The organism is Nitrosospira sp. Nsp2, from assembly GCF_003050965.1.
Taxonomy (GTDB): Bacteria; Pseudomonadota; Gammaproteobacteria; order Burkholderiales; family Nitrosomonadaceae; genus Nitrosospira.
This window is the reverse complement of sequence record NZ_QAOU01000002.1, coordinates 745,100-761,712: the sequence shown is the minus strand read 5'-3', so window position 1 is coordinate 761,712 and position 16,613 is coordinate 745,100. Positions and strand designations below refer to the sequence as shown.

The 16,613-nt window shown below is 53.6% G+C and carries 17 protein-coding genes and 1 tRNA gene; all 18 read left to right on the top strand.

Annotation, left to right across the window (positions count from 1 at the left end; all coding sequences use genetic code 11):
* Positions 1-366 precede the first annotated feature (366 nt).
* Entirely contained in the window at positions 367-1,299 is a 933-nt protein-coding gene (gene pstC, locus C8R31_RS07695) for a phosphate ABC transporter permease subunit PstC (RefSeq protein ID WP_107693429.1), read from the top strand.
* 98 nt (positions 1,300-1,397) lie between these two features.
* Entirely contained in the window at positions 1,398-2,324 is a 927-nt protein-coding gene (gene pstA, locus C8R31_RS07690; RefSeq protein ID WP_107693428.1) for a phosphate ABC transporter permease PstA, read from the top strand.
* Positions 2,318-3,127: a phosphate ABC transporter ATP-binding protein PstB gene (pstB, locus tag C8R31_RS07685; RefSeq protein ID WP_107693427.1), complete on the top strand. Its 810-nt coding sequence runs from the start codon at positions 2,318-2,320 to the stop codon at positions 3,125-3,127. The genes pstA and pstB overlap by 7 nt, the downstream gene beginning before the upstream one ends.
* A gap of 199 nt (positions 3,128-3,326) precedes the next feature.
* A complete protein-coding gene (gene tpiA, locus C8R31_RS07680) occupies positions 3,327-4,088 on the top strand; it encodes a triose-phosphate isomerase (protein WP_107693426.1) in 762 nt (253 codons plus the stop codon).
* Between the two features lie 17 nt (positions 4,089-4,105).
* A complete protein-coding gene (gene secG / locus C8R31_RS07675; protein ID WP_107693425.1) occupies positions 4,106-4,453 on the top strand; it encodes a preprotein translocase subunit SecG in 348 nt (115 codons plus the stop codon).
* Positions 4,454-4,532: 79 nt separating this feature from the next.
* A tRNA-Leu gene (locus tag C8R31_RS07670) sits at positions 4,533-4,617 on the top strand.
* An 83-nt stretch (positions 4,618-4,700) separates the two neighbouring features.
* Positions 4,701-5,057, top strand: coding sequence for an NADH-quinone oxidoreductase subunit A (locus C8R31_RS07665; RefSeq protein WP_107693424.1), 357 nt, complete (start codon positions 4,701-4,703; stop codon positions 5,055-5,057).
* Positions 5,058-5,061: 4 nt separating this feature from the next.
* Positions 5,062-5,538, top strand: coding sequence for an NADH-quinone oxidoreductase subunit B family protein (locus C8R31_RS07660; protein WP_107693423.1), 477 nt, complete (start codon positions 5,062-5,064; stop codon positions 5,536-5,538).
* 7 nt (positions 5,539-5,545) lie between these two features.
* Positions 5,546-6,163: an NADH-quinone oxidoreductase subunit C gene (locus C8R31_RS07655; RefSeq protein ID WP_107693422.1), complete on the top strand. Its 618-nt coding sequence runs from the start codon at positions 5,546-5,548 to the stop codon at positions 6,161-6,163.
* Positions 6,164-6,249: 86 nt separating this feature from the next.
* Positions 6,250-7,503, top strand: a complete 1,254-nt coding sequence (locus C8R31_RS07650; protein ID WP_107693421.1) for an NADH-quinone oxidoreductase subunit D — start codon at positions 6,250-6,252, stop codon at positions 7,501-7,503.
* Positions 7,504-7,530: 27 nt separating this feature from the next.
* Positions 7,531-8,007: an NADH-quinone oxidoreductase subunit NuoE gene (nuoE, locus tag C8R31_RS07645; RefSeq protein WP_107693420.1), complete on the top strand. Its 477-nt coding sequence runs from the start codon at positions 7,531-7,533 to the stop codon at positions 8,005-8,007.
* Positions 8,004-9,281, top strand: coding sequence for an NADH-quinone oxidoreductase subunit NuoF (gene nuoF / locus C8R31_RS07640; RefSeq protein ID WP_107693419.1), 1,278 nt, complete (start codon positions 8,004-8,006; stop codon positions 9,279-9,281). Before nuoE ends, nuoF begins: the two co-directional genes overlap by 4 nt.
* A gap of 77 nt (positions 9,282-9,358) precedes the next feature.
* A complete protein-coding gene (nuoG, locus tag C8R31_RS07635; protein WP_107693418.1) occupies positions 9,359-11,776 on the top strand; it encodes an NADH-quinone oxidoreductase subunit NuoG in 2,418 nt (805 codons plus the stop codon).
* Between the two features lie 22 nt (positions 11,777-11,798).
* Complete coding sequence (gene nuoH / locus C8R31_RS07630) at positions 11,799-12,899, top strand: NADH-quinone oxidoreductase subunit NuoH (RefSeq protein ID WP_107693417.1); 1,101 nt, start codon at positions 11,799-11,801, stop codon at positions 12,897-12,899.
* 14 nt (positions 12,900-12,913) lie between these two features.
* Positions 12,914-13,402, top strand: a complete 489-nt coding sequence (gene nuoI, locus C8R31_RS07625; RefSeq protein ID WP_107693416.1) for an NADH-quinone oxidoreductase subunit NuoI — start codon at positions 12,914-12,916, stop codon at positions 13,400-13,402.
* Positions 13,403-13,611: 209 nt separating this feature from the next.
* The gene (locus C8R31_RS07620; RefSeq protein WP_107693415.1) at positions 13,612-14,217 is read left to right on the top strand and encodes an NADH-quinone oxidoreductase subunit J; all 606 of its coding nucleotides are present in this window, start codon (positions 13,612-13,614) and stop codon (positions 14,215-14,217) included.
* 41 nt (positions 14,218-14,258) lie between these two features.
* On the top strand, positions 14,259-14,564 hold the full coding sequence (nuoK, locus tag C8R31_RS07615) for an NADH-quinone oxidoreductase subunit NuoK (RefSeq protein ID WP_107693414.1): 306 nt from the start codon (positions 14,259-14,261) through the stop codon (positions 14,562-14,564).
* A gap of 68 nt (positions 14,565-14,632) precedes the next feature.
* Positions 14,633-16,588, top strand: a complete 1,956-nt coding sequence (gene nuoL, locus C8R31_RS07610; RefSeq protein ID WP_107693413.1) for an NADH-quinone oxidoreductase subunit L — start codon at positions 14,633-14,635, stop codon at positions 16,586-16,588.
* The last annotated feature ends 25 nt before the right edge of the window (positions 16,589-16,613 follow it).

Below are 16,613 nucleotides of genomic sequence, written 5' to 3'. Positions count from 1 at the left end.
GCCCCGGAGACCGACCTCAACGAGAGCAAAAAGCAGGGCAAGATGGTCCTCAAACCCGAGAAAAAGGATGAGGACGATGACGAGGATGAGGAGTAGGCTTTCCTGAACGTTCCGGGCTCAGGTGTTCGTTCAGCGGCGTTTCGGCTACCACGCCGCTGAATCCATATTTGTGTCAATAGTTTAGTCCGAGGCTGGATTCGTGGAATTACATGGCGAATCCAGACCCGTTCAACGGTAATTCATACTCAAGCCCGGGCTAGGGCCTGCGTTCTTTGCAGTTTCTGTATGTCACGAAACTGTAACATTTCCACCCTAATATGTAGCCTGTCAAGAAACGTCCTTCCCTTCTTTCGAAGGCTCTCGCCTGTGATAGCACAATCTTCAGACGCACCCCCTCATTCTAAAAGGCTCGGATACAGTTATCGTCGCCATCTCGGCGAGCGCGTCATTGAAGCGTTGCTATTCCTGATGGCGTTTCTCTCGGTCGCAATTACCCTGGCCATTGTGGCAATGCTGGTCAAGGAATCCGTCGTATTTTTTGAACATGTTCCGCTATGGGATTTTCTGACCGATACCCAATGGACACCGCTATTTGATGACGCGCATTACGGGATACTTCCGCTGGTCTCAGGCACGGTGGTAAGTTCCGCCGTGGCTCTCCTGGTCGCCATCCCTATGGGAACGATCACGGCCATATATCTTTCCGAATTCGCGCCCTTTACCGTGCGCGAGGTTGCCAAGCCGTTTCTAGAGTTATTAGGCGGAGTACCGACCGTTGTGTACGGCTATTTCGCATTACTCTTCGTAACACCTCTGTTGCAGAAAATTATCCCGGGACTGCCCGGTTTCAGCCTGTTATCCGCCGGGCTGGTGATGGGAATCATGATTATTCCCTATGTGAGTTCCATGGCTGAAGACGCGATGCGCGCCGTGCCTATGAATCTTCGAGAGGGCTCATATGCAATGGGGGCAACAAAATTCCAGACCGCCATCAGGGTGGTCATGCCGGCGGCATTTTCGGGCATCGCAGCAGCTTATATTTTAGGTATATCCCGCGCGGTCGGAGAGACCATGGTAGTGGCTGTGGCGGCCGGGATGCAGCCGAACTTGACCTGGAACCCGATGGAGCCTGCAGCTACCATTACAGCCTACATCGTACAGGTAAGCCTAGGCGACCTCCCGCATGGCAGCATTGGCTACCAGACCATTTTTGCCGCTGGACTTACTTTGCTGCTATTGACGCTTGCGTTCAATATAGTTGGACACGTGTTACGCAAGCGGTATCGCGAGGTATATTGAACTAACGTGGTGTTTTTCCAGCCTTCGCTGTCTTTTCCTTTATTTGGTTCCTGAGTTCCCATGTATATGTACGTTTGCTCTTTTAATCGGGCCAATTGATGCGAGATGACAAAGACCTGAGTGAGATCCGCAGCATTATTGCGCGCCACAAGCTCTGGGATCTCATCTTCATGATCGTCGGCGTGTTTGTGCTGATGATCGCCCTCCTGACCTTCATGGCGTTATTCGCTCACATGCTGATCGATGGGTGGCCGCGGTTGACATGGGATTTCTTCACTACTTTTCCCTCGCGGCGCCCAGGATCAGCCGGGATACTTTCGGCCTGGGTTGGCACGACTTTGGTCATGGTGGTGACTGCCATTGCAGCGGTGCCGCTGGGCATCGGTGCGGGTGTCTATCTGGAAGAATATGCCGCAAAAAATATCATTACCGAGATCATCGAAATCAATGTAACCAATCTTGCGGGGATCCCATCCATCATCTACGGGCTACTGGCTTTGAGTCTGTTCGTCCACCAGTTTGGCTTCGGCCAGAGCATTCTTTCCGCAGGCTTGGCCCTGGCATTACTGATTCTGCCGGTTGTGATTGTGGCAACCCGCGAATCCATCCGCGCTATTCCTGTGGCCATCCGCGAAGGCGCGTACGCACTCGGGGCAACCAAATGGCAAACGGTCGCTGATCATCTGCTACCGTATTCTGCAGCCGGTATCCTGACAGGGGTCATCATTGGTCTGGCCCGAGCAATCGGGGAGACAGCGCCTATTATCACGATCGGGGCGCTGACATTCATCGCGTTTTTGCCGCCATCTCCTGTTAAGGACGAATTTCCTTTTCTGTCTTTCGAGTGGTTGATGGCGCCTTTTACCGTGATGCCGATCCAAATGTTCAACTGGGTTTCGCGACCGGAAGAGGCGTTTCAAGTCAATGCCGCGGCTGCAGGCTTGATACTCGTGGTGATGACCCTCACCATGAACGCGCTTGCTATCTACTTGCGCTATCGCATGCGGAAAAACATCAAATGGTAGTCACTGCTGCCGTAATTGATCCCCTGGGGGATCCGGTGCCGGCGCGCTATAAATCCGAAGTGAAAAACCTGAGTTTTTACTACGGTTCGTTCTCTGCGCTAAAGAACATCAACATGATGTTGCATGAAAAACAAGTAACTGCTCTGATCGGGCCGTCCGGATGTGGTAAATCCACCTTTTTGCGCTGCTTTAACCGCATGCACGACCTTTATCCGGGTAATCGTTACGTTGGCGAGATCATTTTGCATCCGGACAATGTCAATATCCTTTCGCGGACGGTGGATCCGATTGAAGTGCGGATGCGTATCAGCATGGTATTTCAAAAGCCCAATCCGTTCCCGAAATCGATTTATGAAAATGTTGCGTATGGGCTGCGTGTGCGGGGGATCAGGCAGCGTGCCATTTTAGACGAGAAAGTGGAAGAAGCCCTGCGCAACGCGGCGTTATGGGACGAAGCGAAAGATCGGCTGCATCAGCTTGCCTATAATCTCTCCGGGGGCCAGCAACAACGCTTATGTATAGCTCGAGCCCTGGCGACCGATCCGGAAATCCTGCTGTTCGATGAGCCGACATCTGCGCTTGACCCCATCGCTACCGCCAGTATCGAAGAGCTCATCGCCGATCTGAAGGATAAAGTTACGATCCTTATTGTCACCCATAACATGCAGCAAGCGGCTCGAGTGTCGGATTATACGGCCTATATGTACCTGGGCGAGCTCATCGAATTTGATGTAACGGACAACATTTTCATCAAACCTAAGAATAAACAGACTGAAGATTACATTACCGGACGGTTTGGCTGAAAACAGAGATGCCCGGAGAGACACGGGCCGCTTTCATCGTTTAACCGAGTCGCGTTTCCGATCCTCTTTCCCCTCATGCATTACCGGTTCTGCCTTCAATTTTGTCGTTGATCCGGTGATGGACCCCAAAGATTGACCCCGTATTCATTCACGAGTAACATTCGCAGCTTTGACATACAAGGACGAGGCGATTTCTCTCATGGCGACGCGTTCAAAGCTGGTTGCGGGCAATTGGAAGATGCATGGCAGCACAGCGCAAAATCGGGATTTGCTGGATGCGATCGTCTCGCGGACCGCAGGGTTGGAGAAAGCGAGCATTGCTGTGGCTGTACCTTATCCCTATCTTTGGCAGGCACAATCGATATTAGCGAATACCCATGTATCCTGGGGCGCCCAGAATGTCAGCCAGTATGAGAAGGGTGCCTATACAGGCGAGGTTTCCGCAGCGATGCTGGTCGATTTTGGGTGTCGCTATGCGATTGTCGGCCACTCGGAACGGCGAGCGTTGTTTGGTGAGGATAGTCATACCGTGGCGCTCAAATTCAGAGCAGCGCAGGCTGCAGGTTTGACGCCCATCCTGTGTATCGGCGAAACACTCGATCAACGCGAGACTGGGGTTACCGAGCAGGTAGTGGCGGAGCAGCTGGACGCGGTAATCGAACTAACGGGCGTGAACGCACTTTCCAGCTCGGTATTGGCTTATGAACCGGTATGGGCTATTGGAACCGGTAAAACTGCTACGCCGCAACAGGCTCAGGACGTCCACGCGTTTATCCGCAGCAGAATTGCGGCGCACGATCCCGCGGTGTCCGCCAAGCTGCGGGTCCTTTACGGGGGCAGCGTCAAGGCTAGCAACGCGGCCGAGCTATTCTGCATGCCGGATATCGATGGCGGATTGATCGGCGGCGCCTCGCTTGTTGCCGATGAATTCGTCGCCATCTGCAATGCGGCAAAGAATTAACTCATCTGGAGCAGTCTTTGGAAACATTCATCTGGATATTGCACGTCGTGTCGGCTGTGGCAGTCATTGTTCTGGTTCTGCTGCAACACGGCAAAGGAGCCGATATGGGGGCTGCCTTTGGCAGCGGCTCATCGGGAAGCTTGTTTGGTGCCAGTGGCTCGGCAAATTTCTTGAGCAGGACAACGGGCGCGCTGGCTGCCGTCTTTTTCGTTACCAGTCTTGGCCTTACTTATCTTTCGACTAACAAGACCGAGAGTGGGGGGGTGATGGAAAAGGCGACGCAGGTTCAATCGAAGCCCGCAGAGCCGCCGCTTCCTCGTCCAACGGAAGAAGGAACCTCGAAGGCTACAGAGATACCAAAATAATTAAATGATGAGCTAGTTGAACAATTGACTACCGGCGCGTTCTAACTCGGTAGGTCTCGACTAGGACTCAAATTAAGCCGCCGACGTGGTGAAATTGGTAGACACGCCGTCTTGAGGGGGCGGTGGCGAAAGCTGTGCGAGTTCGAGTCTCGCCGTCGGCACCAGTTGAAATAGGGCTGGGAATCAGCGTAACAGTTGGATGTAAACCGTTGCCTGGTCTCTCTAGCTCTTTATTTTTAATCACGCGATGCTCGAAAATTATTTCCCTATCCTGTTATTCATCTTGATTGGCCTTGCCGTCGGCGTGGTGCCTATGGCACTGGGCTGGCTGTTCGCCCCCAATCGTCCTGACAGCGAGAAGCTGTCCCCATATGAATGCGGCTTCGAAGCATTTGAAGATGCGCGCATGAAATTTGACGTCCGCTACTATCTCGTGGCGATCTTATTCATTCTGTTCGATCTGGAGATCGCTTTCCTGTTTCCATGGGCAGTCGTTTTGAATGAGATCGGCTTATTTGGTTTTGTCGCAATGGTAATTTTTCTGGGTATCCTTGTCGTTGGCTTTATCTATGAGTGGACGAAAGGCGCCCTGGAGTGGGACTAAGATTATGAGTGCGAACGGAGTGATGGACAAAGGTTTTATCACCACCAGTCTGGATTCGGTCATCAATTGGGGCCGTACCGGGTCTATGTGGCCGATGACTTTCGGGTTGGCATGCTGTGCGGTGGAAATGATGCAGGCCGGCGCTTCACGTTATGATCTCGACCGTTTTGGCATTGTATTTCGTCCAAGCCCGCGTCAATCGGACGTAATGATCGTAGCCGGCACCCTGTGCAATAAGATGGCCCCAGCGCTACGTAAAGTTTATGACCAGATGGCGGAGCCGCGGTGGGTGATATCCATGGGCTCCTGCGCCAATGGCGGCGGTTATTACCATTACTCTTACTCCGTGGTTCGTGGCTGTGACCGAATAGTGCCGGTGGACATTTATGTTCCCGGCTGTCCCCCCACGGCGGAAGCATTGCTCTACGGCATTATTCAGCTGCAGAACAAAATCCACCGCACCAATACTATTGCCCGTTAAGTAATATATGACGTCCTCTCGCCTGGAAACGCTCTCCTTTTGCCTGCAAAACGTACTGGCCGATAAGCTTGTCAGCGTGAGTACGCAATTGGGTGAGCTCACCGCAACGGTGCATCCGGCCGATCTGCTGCAGGTGATGGAAACCCTGCGCGACAATCCGGAATTACGTTTCGAGATGCTGATCGATTTATGCGGCGTGGATTACTCCGCCTACGGCTCTGAGTATGGCCCCCAGGATGACCGTATCGGCAAGCGTTTCGCTATCGTTTACCATTTGTTGTCGCTCGGTCATAACCACAGGTTACGACTCAAGACGTTTGCGGATGATGACGAATTTCCGGTTGTAGACTCAGTAATTGACATATGGCCGGCGGCCAACTGGTTTGAGCGCGAGGCGTTCGATCTTTACGGCATTGTTTTTACGGGTCATCCCGATCTGCGGCGTATTCTCACGGATTACGGCTTTATCGGTAATCCGTTCCGCAAGGATTTTCCGCTGAGCGGAAACGTGGAAATGCGTTACGACCCCGACCAGCAACGGGTAATCTATCAGCCGGTCAGCATCGAGCCACGACAGATCACGCCGAAGGTGATCCGCGAAGAACACTATGGGGATAGCGAATGAAGCCTGTATGGTCGTCTCCATTCTCCTGTTCCGTCCACAACGGCGCCTTCGAGCTTGCGTCGAAATTACCAGAGGTGGGCTGAAACATGGCTGAAATACGTAACTACACCATGAATTTCGGTCCGCAGCATCCTGCTGCGCATGGCGTCCTGCGGCTTGTGCTGGAACTGGACGGTGAGGTGATACAACGCGCTGATCCGCATATCGGTCTGCTGCACCGCGCAACTGAAAAACTCGCCGAGAACAAAACGTTTATACAGTCGGTTCCCTATATGGATCGGCTGGATTATGTCTCGATGATGTGCAACGAGCATGCCTACGTAATGGCGATCGAGAAACTGCTTAAGCTGGAAGTGCCGTTGCGCGCTCAATATATCCGTGTGATGTTCGACGAGATAACGCGAATACTCAACCATCTCTTGTGGCTAGGGGCCCATGCGCTGGACGTAGGGGCGATGACGGTATTTCTTTATGCTTTCCGCGACCGTGAGGACTTGATGGACTGCTATGAGGCGGTATCGGGGGCCAGAATGCATGCGGCCTACTATCGGCCGGGTGGGGTCTATCGTGATTTGCCGGCATCCATGCCGAAATACGAGCCTTCCAAAATACATGACGAAAAAAGCACCCGGCTACGTAATGAAAATCGCACGGGCTCGCTGTTGGACTTTATAGAAGACTTTACAAACCGGTTTCCGACCTATGTGGATGAGTACGAAACGCTGTTGACCGATAACCGGATATGGAAGCAGCGGCTTGTAGGTATTGGGGTGGTATCCCCGGAGCGTGCCAAGGCGCTGGGCTTCACAGGTCCCATGCTGCGCGGTTCGGGCGTGGAATGGGATTTGCGGAGGAAGCAACCCTATGAGGTTTACGATCAAATGGATTTTGATATACCGGTGGGCGTGAACGGAGACTGTTACGACCGCTATCTGGTTCGAATTGAAGAATTCCGCCAATCGAATCGTATCATCAGGCAGTGCGTCGAATGGCTGCGCAAGAACCCGGGGCCGGTCATCACCGACAATCATAAGGTCGCACCGCCTGCTCGCGTGGAAATGAAACAGAACATGGAAGAGCTGATTCATCATTTCAAACTCTTTACCGAAGGCTTCCACGTTCCTCCGGGTGAGGCCTATGCCGCGGTCGAACATCCTAAAGGTGAATTCGGGATCTATCTGGTATCGGATGGCGCCAACATGCCATACCGCCTGAAAATCCGCGCCCCCGGATTTCCTCATTTGGCGGCCCTCGATGAAATGTCCAGGGGGCATATGATCGCGGATGTGGTCGCCATTATCGGTACACAGGATATCGTGTTCGGGGAAATCGACCGATAAGCTTATTTACGGTTAACGGCTATCAAGATGTTAAGTGCAGAATCCATAGAAAAAATTGATCATGAGCTGGCTAAATACCCAGCTGATCAACGCCAGTCGGCGGTAATGTCGGCGCTCGCCATTGCTCAGGATGAGAAAGGGTGGCTAGCCACCGAAACAATGGATTTTATTGCCCATTATATTGGCATGCCGCCTATCGCAGTGTATGAGGTCGCGACCTTTTACAACATGTACAATTTGCAGCCTCTGGGCAAATACAAGATCACCATTTGTACGAATCTGCCTTGCGCGCTGTCCGGTGGCAATGACGCTGCGGCGCATATGAAACAAAAGTTGGGCATCGGTTTTAATGAAACGACCACGGACGGGCTGTTTACCTTGAAAGAAGGTGAATGCATGGGCGCCTGCGGCGACGCGCCCGTGCTACTGGTTAATAACAAACGTATGTGCAGTTTCATGTCCAATGAGAACATTAACCAATTGCTGGAGGAGTTGAGCAAATGACCCAGCCTACCCAGGTGTTATTGGCCGGGTTGAACCCCTCGGACCCAAATGACTGGCGTCTCCAGAATTACCAGCAGCGCGAGGGTTATGTTGCGCTGAGAAAAATCCTTGAGGAAAAGATACCACCTGAAAAAATCATAGAGGAAGTAAAAAAATCGGCCCTGCGTGGCCGTGGCGGCGCAGGGTTTCCGACCGGATTGAAGTGGAGCTTCATGCCCAAGCAGTATGAGGGCGATAAATACCTGGTGTGCAATTCGGATGAGGGCGAGCCCGGCACTTTCAAGGACCGCGACATCATGCGCCACAATCCGCATATCCTGATCGAAGGCATGGCTATCGGCGCATATGCCATGGGTATCAAGGCGGGCTACAACTATATACATGGCGAAATTTGGGACACGTACGAACGGATGGAAGAGGCGGTCGAGGAGGCGCGGGCGGCCGGGTGGCTGGGAAAAAATATCCTCGGTTCGGATTTCAGTTTCCAGTTATATAACCATCATGGTTACGGCGCCTATATCTGCGGCGAGGAAACGGCGCTGCTCGAATCATTGGAAGGAAAGAAAGGCCAACCCCGCTTCAAGCCGCCGTTTCCAGCAAGTTTTGGCCTCTATGGCAAGCCAACCACCATCAATAATACCGAGACGTTTGCCTCGGTGCCCTGGATCATTCGAAATGGTGGCGAGAAATTTTTGCAGCTGGGAAAGCCCAACAATGGCGGGACGAAACTTTTTTCGGTTTCGGGTCACGTCAATAAGCCCGGCAATTATGAGGTCCCGTTGGGCACACCGTTTAAGACACTGCTGGAAATGGCCGGCGGCATGCGTGGCGACCGGAAACTGAAGGGCTGCATTCCGGGCGGCTCATCCATGCCGGTATTGCCAGGCGACATCATGATGGAGACGGACATGGACTACGATTCCATCGCCAAGGCGGGATCCATGCTGGGTTCCGGCGCGGTCATCATAATGGACGAAACGACCTGTATGGTAAGAGCCCTGGAGCGGCTTTCATACTTTTATTATGAGGAATCCTGCGGTCAATGCACGCCTTGCCGGGAGGGCACGGGTTGGCTTTATCGCGTGGTGCACCGCATCGAAACCGGTAAGGGGCGGATGGAGGATCTGGATCTCCTCAACAGCGTCGCCGACAATATTCAGGGGCGAACCATTTGCGCGCTGGGCGATGCCGCGGCCATGCCGGTGCGTGCCATGATCCAGCATTTTCGGGACGAGTTCGCCTATCATATTGAGCACAAGAAATGCCTGGTGTAACCGGAATAGCAGGGTCAAGGGCAAAGTGGCTTTTTTCTCGTTCGCATCCCGCTCATTAATACTAAAGCATGCAACCGATGATCAATTTTGAAATAGACGGTAAAGCGGTCTCCGTTCCGAAGAATGCCACCGTAATGGATGGCGCCAATGAGCTGGGTATATTCATTCCGCATTTCTGCTATCACAAGAAACTGTCCATCGCGGCCAATTGCCGGATGTGTCTAGTACAGGTGGAGAAGGCCCCCAAGCCCTTGCCTGCGTGCGCGACGCCGGCCATGGAAGGCATGAAGGTATTCACCCACTCAGGCCAGGCTGTCACGGCACAAAAAGGCGTGATGGAATTCCTGCTCATAAATCATCCATTGGATTGTCCCATTTGTGACCAGGGGGGTGAATGCCAGCTGCAGGACCTGGCGGTTGGGTATGGGTCGAGTTCCTCGCGTTATACCGAGGCCAAGCGCGTTGTGGCGAACAAGAATCTGGGGTCGTTGATTTCCACCGACATGACTCGATGTATTCATTGCACCCGTTGCGTGCGCTTTGGTCAGGAAATCGCGGGAATCATGGAACTCGGCATGGCGGGTCGGGGCGAGCATGCTGAGATCCTGTCGTTTGTTGGCAGCACCGTGGATTCGGAGTTGTCGGGCAATATGATCGACCTCTGTCCGGTCGGAGCTTTGGTCAGCAAGCCATTCCGCTATTCGGCGCGTACATGGGAATTGTCGCGCAGGAAATCCATTAGCCCGCACTGCGGTCTGGGTTCCAATCTGGTGGTCCAGGTCAAGCAGAACCGCGTAATGCGCGTGCTGCCGCGCGAGAATGAAGCAATTAACGAATGCTGGATATCGGATAAGGACCGTTTTTCCTACGAGGGATTGAACTCCGAGGAGCGCTTGACCAAGCCGATGATAAAGCGTGGGGGTCAATGGCAGGAATGCGACTGGCAAACCGCGCTGGAATTCGTTGCGGACGGGTTGAATACGGTCAGGGAGAGGCATGGAGCACAGCATATCGGCGCATTGGCTTCTCCCCACAGCACGCTTGAAGAACTTTATTTGTTGCAGAAACTCGTCCGGGGACTGGGCAGCGAGAATGTCGATCACCGTCTGCGCCATTCGGATTTCCGCGCAGATGCATACCTGCAGGGTATACCGTGGCTGGGGATGCCCATCGCCGATATTTCCGGCTTGAAATCAGCGCTGATCATTGGAAGCATTCTTCGCAAGGATCACCCCCTCCTTGCGCAGCGTTTGCGTCAGGCGGTGAAGCATGGTGCGCAGTTGAATCTGATCAATCCCGTAGATGATGATCTGCTTTGCAAGGTAGCGAATCGCGCCATTGTTGACCCTGCCGCCACGGTGCAGATGTTGGCGCAGGTGCTGAAAGCCGCCGCCGAGTCGAAAGGAGCGCAAATTCCCGGCGGCGCCGCAGAGTCGCTGAGCTCCGTCAATGTGAGCGATACCGCGCGCGCCATCGCGGAAAGTCTTATCAACAGCAAGCCGGCGGCGATTTTTCTCGGCAACCTGACCCAGCATCATCCGCAATACGCTGACATACATGCCCTGGCGCAGCAGGTTGCGCAAATTACCGAGGTGCAGTTCGGCATCCTGGGTGAGGCCGCAAACAGCGTAGGCGCCTACATTGCCGGCGCAATTCCCGGGCGTCATTCCCCCGCGGAAACGACGGGCAATGCGCATGAGAGTGCATCGGTCGGCCTTGATGCCTCTCAAATGGTAGGGATGAACCGCCCCGAGGCGTGCCGAGCCTTCATTCTGATGAACCTGGAACCGGATCTGGACAGTTATGATCCACAGCAGACCGCGCGGGCACTAGGCGAGGCAGAGTTGGTGGTAATGATGACCACATACAAAAGCGATGCAATCCTTCAAAGCCGTTACACGGATGTGTTGCTGCCTATTTCTCCGTTTACGGAAACTTCCGGCACTTTCATCAGTACTGAAGGCAGGATCCAAAGTTTCAATGGGGTCGTGGCTCCTCTCGGCGAGACACGCCCGGCATGGAAGGTGCTGCGTGTGCTTGGCAATATGTTGCAGATTGAGGGCTTTGGTTACGAAACACCGGAGCAGGTGCGTGCGGAGATTCTACCGCCTGGATACGATATCACCGCTCGTCTCGACAATAATTTGAGAAGTTTTACGGTAGGAAATGTCCTGCCAGTGGGGCAGGGGGCAGGTACCCAGCGCATAGGCGAGGTGCCGATTTACCAGGCCGATCCCATCGCGCGCCGCGCTGAATCGCTGCAGCGCACACGCGATGCTGCCGAGCCAATGGCATGGATGCCAGGGGATTTGATGGACAAACTCGGCATTCGTCCAGGGGAAAGCGTCAGGCTGAAACAGGGTGAAGGTGAGGCGCACCTTACTGCGGCGCGAGACGACAAGCTTCCTGCCAACTGTGTGCGCGTAGCTTCGGCACATCCGCTGACGGCGGCGCTGGGCGGAATGTTCAGTGAGATCACTATCGAAAGATTGTGATGGAATAGACCGGGATGATTTGATGGAATACGCGCAACAATTATTTGGCGATTTTTTCGGCCCCGAGTGGGGCCCGGCTCTGTTCCTCGTGACGAAGAACGTGTTGTTAATCGTTGCCATAATACTGCCCCTGATGCTCGCGGTGGCCTATCTTACGTTTGCCGAACGCAAGATTATTGGTTTCATGCAATTGCGTGTCGGACCCAACCGGGTCACTTTCTTTGGTATTCCATGGCTGGGCGGCTGGGCGCAACCAATCGCGGATGCGGTCAAGGCCGTGATGAAAGAAATCATCATTCCCAGCGGGGCCAACAAGTTTTTGTTCGTACTCGCGCCGGTGTTGACGTTCGCCCCTGCGCTGGCGGCGTGGGCAGTGGTGCCTTTTTCTCCCGAGGTGGTATTGGCGGACGTCAATGCTGGTCTGCTCTATATTCTGGCGATGACCTCGATGGGGGTTTATGGGGTGATTATCGCGGGCTGGGCATCAAACTCCAAGTATGCATTTCTCGGCGCAATGCGTTCTGCCGCCCAGGTTGTTTCGTATGAGCTGGCGATGGGCTTTGCGCTGGTATGTGTGCTGATGATGTCGCACAGCTTGAATCTGGGAGACATCGTCAAGGGGCAGCAGGGCGGCAGTTTGCTCAATTGGTACCTCGTTCCGCTATTTCCCATGTTCTTGGTGTATTTCATCTCCGGCGTGGCGGAGACCAATCGCGCGCCCTTCGATGTGGCCGAGGGTGAGTCTGAAATCGTAGCGGGCTTCCATGTCGAGTATTCAGGCATGGCGTTCACGGTATTTTTCCTGGCGGAATATGCCAACATGATCCTGGTGGCAACGCTTGCCAGCATCATATTTCTCGGCGGCTGGCTGCCTCCGCTCAACGTCGCCCCGTTTACGCTGGTTCCCGGTTTCATTTGGCTGGTCATGAAGGTGGCGTTTTTGCTATTTTGTTTTCTATGGTTCCGTGCTACGTTCCCCCGCTACCGCTATGACCAGATTATGCGGCTGGGTTGGAAAGTTTTCATTCCCATTACCCTTATCTGGATATTGCTGGTGGGCCTGGTGATGCAGCTTCCGTCATCGCTGCGCGACGCATTCCCTCTTAATTTGTGGTTCCACTGAGAAAGGGAAAAGCCATGAACCGTATCAAGGATTTTTTCCGTACTTTCCTGCTGTTTGAGCTGCTCAAGGGCATGATGCTGACCGGCAGGTATTTGTTTGCACGCAAAATCACGGTTTACTTTCCAGAGGAAAAGACACCGATGTCTCCCCGTTTCCGCGGACTGCATGCGTTGCGCCGTTACCCAAATGGCGAAGAGCGCTGTATCGCGTGCAAGTTGTGCGAAGCGGTCTGTCCGGCTCTCGCAATTACAATAGAATCGGAGCAGCGCGAGGATGGCACGCGCCGCACCACGCGGTATGACATCGATCTTACAAAATGCATATTCTGCGGTTTCTGCGAGGAATCCTGTCCCGTGGACTCGATTGTTGAGACTCGTATTCTCGAATATCACGGTGAAAAGCGCGGCGACCTCATCTATACGAAGGAGATGCTCCTGGCCGTCGGAGATCGATATGAGGAACAGATCGCCAAGGACAGGGCAGCGGATGCGGGCTACCGCTAGACTTGGCGGCTGAGCTACCGGTGGGGACTTTTATACAGTCGAAATCAGTTGCGTTATAGGCTGCTAGAGAAATTTTATCGTTTATATACCGGACGCATGCGGGCGTTTAATTGCTCTGCGAGTACCGCTGAGCGCCTCGTTTGCGTATCCCGCGTCGACTGGGGGGCAGATGAACTTACTTAGAACCCGGAATTTATAGAAGTGCCCACATGAGCTTTCAAGATATAATTTTTTACTTTTTTTCGACCGTACTGGTGTTGGCTGCCCTGGGGGTGATTACCGCCCGAAATCCGGTGCATGCGGCATTATTACTGGTGCTGGCTTTTTTTACCTCCTCGGGGCTTTGGCTGTTGCTAGAGGCGGAATTTCTCGCCATCACGCTGGTGTTGGTGTATGTCGGCGCAGTGATGGTGTTGTTTCTGTTCGTTGTGATGATGCTGGATATCAATATCGACAGGTTGCGTGAAGGATTCCTGAAATGGTTCCCTTTTGGAGCGTTGCTGGCGGTCGTGATGGCGGCCGAGATGGCCATGGTGCTGATGGGCAAGCAATTCGGAATTGAGGAAATGCCGCCTCCGCCGTCTCGCGGCGCCGACTATAGCAATACCAAGGAACTGGGTCGTCTGATTTATACGGAATATGTTTACGCCTTTGAGTTGGCAGCAGTTATCCTGCTGGTGGCGATCGTCGCCGCCATCGCACTGACCCTGCGGCATCGCACGGGGATCAAGTCAGTAGACGCGGCGAAACAGGTGGCGGTAAAACGCGGGGATCGGATACGGATGGTGTCCATGCCGTCCGAGAAGAAAGAATAAAAAGCAAGTGCATATTTATGTCCTGAAAAGGGGGCGCTAGTTTGGTTTCGTTATCCCATTACCTTGTTCTCGGGGCGATTCTGTTCGCTATCAGCATTGTCGGTATTTTCCTGAACAGGAAGAACGTGATCATCCTGCTGATGGCGATCGAGCTGATGCTGCTCGCGGTGAATATGAATTTCGTCGCGTTTTCGTATTACCTCCAGGACACATCGGGGCAAATCTTCGTGTTCTTCATCCTTACCGTGGCAGCGGCGGAGTCGGCTATTGGCCTTGCAATACTGGTAGTGCTGTTTCGAAACCTGCGCACCATCAACGTGGACGATCTGGATAAGCTCAAGGGGTGAGTTGTCCGGTTGAGGGCCGCCGCGTGGGCGGGCATTAACCGGGCAATATAAGAAAAACTGATTTTTCCATGACTGAGATGCAAAAACTTTATCTATTAGTGCCGCTGGCGCCCTTGGCGGGAGCGCTTGTCGCCGGGCTGTTTGGGCGCGTGATCGGCCCGTCTTGGAGTCATCGGGCTACCATTGCATTTATGCTCGTGTGCGTGGCCGGAGCTGTTGCCGTATTTCTGGATGTATTGAAAGGGAATATCTATAACGGCAGCGTTTACACCTGGATGACGGCCGGCGACACACGCTTCGAGATTGGATTTCTTATCGACCGGCTCTCGGCAACCATGATGGTGGTAGTGAGCTTCGTATCGCTCATGGTGCACATCTATACAATTGGTTACATGCACGGGGACCCGGGTTATCAGCGTTTTTTCAGCTACATCTCGCTTTTCACGTTCTCGATGTTGATGCTGGTGATGTCCAACAACTTTCTTCAGCTTTTCTTTGGCTGGGAAGCGGTCGGACTGGTTTCCTATCTGCTGATCGGCTTCTGGTATACGAGGCCCTCCGCGATCTACGCCAATTTGAAGGCGTTCCTTGTCAATCGCGTAGGCGATTTCGGTTTCCTTCTGGGCATCGGCCTGGTACTTGTGTACTTCGGTACGCTGGATTACGCGGCAGTATTCGCCCAGGCTCCGCAGGTGGCGACCCAGACGATCGAGATCATTCCCGGCACGCCGTGGGCGGTATTGTCTGCAGTCTGCATTCTATTGTTCGTCGGGGCAATGGGTAAATCGGCGCAATTTCCGCTGCACGTATGGCTGCCTGATTCGATGGAAGGCCCCACGCCTATTTCCGCGCTGATTCATGCCGCAACAATGGTGACCGCCGGTATTTTCATGGTGGCGCGCATGTCCCCGCTCTTTGAATTAACCGAAACCGCACTGTCGTTCATACTGGTCATTGGCGGCATAACAACGCTTTTCATGGCGCTGGTTGCAATTGTGCAGCACGATATCAAGCGCGTGGTCGCATATTCCACGCTCTCACAGCTGGGTTACATGACGGTGGCGCTCGGCGCTTCGGCCTATTCCGCTGCGATTTTTCACCTGATGACTCATGCCTTTTTCAAGGCGGTGCTGTTTTTGGGAGCGGGGTCGGTCATTATCGCAATGCACCACGAACAGGACATGCGCAAGATGGGCGGACTCAAGAAGTATATGCCCATTACCTACGGGACAATGTTCATCGCAGCCCTGGCAAGCGCCGGCGTCCCCGGGTTTTCGGGCTTCTTTTCCAAGGACACCATCATTGAGGCAGTGCATTTCGCAAACATCCCTGGCGCCGGCTTCGCTTATTTCTGCACCGTGACCACGGTATTCATCACCGCGTTTTACACCTTCCGCCTGATGTTTATGACTTTTCACGGCAAGCCCCGGATGGACCATCATACTCAAGAGCATCTGCATGAGTCACCTTGGGTAGTAACGGTTCCGCTGGCGGCGCTTGCGATACCCTCTATCGGTGCGGGCTGGCTGATCGGACCGATGTTGTTCGGCGGGTATTTTGGTGATGCCATACAAATCTTGCCGCAGCATGAAGCAATGGCGAAGCTGTCGTCGGAATTTCACGGTGTGCTGGCGATGATGACTCACGCATTTGCCACGCTACCCTTCTGGCTATCAGTAGGTGGCATTTTCGCCGCCTGGTATTTGTATCTGGTCAAACCCGACTTGCCCGCGAAAATAAAAAGCGCGGCAGGACCATTTTCTGTGCTGCTCGATCGTAAATATTTTATCGACGAATTCTATTCCTGGCTCTTCGCCGGGGGCGCGCGCGCGCTTGGGCAGGGGCTATGGAAATTCGGCGACGTAAAAGTGATTGATGGATTCTTCGTTAATGGAACAGCGCGGGTGGTGGCCGGAACTGCCGTGCTGATACGCCGCTTCCAGTCCGGCTATATCTATCATTATGCGTTCACCATGATCGTGGGTGTATTCGTATTGATGAGTGTGTGGTTGTTCGGGTCGTGAACCAATAAAAGTAAAACGTCGTTAA

Coding starts and splice junctions, on each gene's coding strand:
- pstA (WP_107693428.1), top strand. CDS start 1,398: ATGCGAGATGACAAAGACCTGAGTGAGATCCGCAGCATTATTGCGCGC.
- nuoF (WP_107693419.1), top strand. CDS start 8,004: ATGACCCAGCCTACCCAGGTGTTATTGGCCGGGTTGAACCCCTCGGAC.
- nuoI (WP_107693416.1), top strand. CDS start 12,914: ATGAACCGTATCAAGGATTTTTTCCGTACTTTCCTGCTGTTTGAGCTG.
- C8R31_RS07665 (WP_107693424.1), top strand. CDS start 4,701: ATGCTCGAAAATTATTTCCCTATCCTGTTATTCATCTTGATTGGCCTT.
- nuoH (WP_107693417.1), top strand. CDS start 11,799: ATGGAATACGCGCAACAATTATTTGGCGATTTTTTCGGCCCCGAGTGG.
- pstB (WP_107693427.1), top strand. CDS start 2,318: ATGGTAGTCACTGCTGCCGTAATTGATCCCCTGGGGGATCCGGTGCCG.
- C8R31_RS07620 (WP_107693415.1), top strand. CDS start 13,612: ATGAGCTTTCAAGATATAATTTTTTACTTTTTTTCGACCGTACTGGTG.
- C8R31_RS07660 (WP_107693423.1), top strand. CDS start 5,062: ATGAGTGCGAACGGAGTGATGGACAAAGGTTTTATCACCACCAGTCTG.
- nuoE (WP_107693420.1), top strand. CDS start 7,531: ATGTTAAGTGCAGAATCCATAGAAAAAATTGATCATGAGCTGGCTAAA.
- C8R31_RS07650 (WP_107693421.1), top strand. CDS start 6,250: ATGGCTGAAATACGTAACTACACCATGAATTTCGGTCCGCAGCATCCT.
- nuoL (WP_107693413.1), top strand. CDS start 14,633: ATGACTGAGATGCAAAAACTTTATCTATTAGTGCCGCTGGCGCCCTTG.
- nuoG (WP_107693418.1), top strand. CDS start 9,359: ATGATCAATTTTGAAATAGACGGTAAAGCGGTCTCCGTTCCGAAGAAT.
- tpiA (WP_107693426.1), top strand. CDS start 3,327: ATGGCGACGCGTTCAAAGCTGGTTGCGGGCAATTGGAAGATGCATGGC.
- C8R31_RS07655 (WP_107693422.1), top strand. CDS start 5,546: ATGACGTCCTCTCGCCTGGAAACGCTCTCCTTTTGCCTGCAAAACGTA.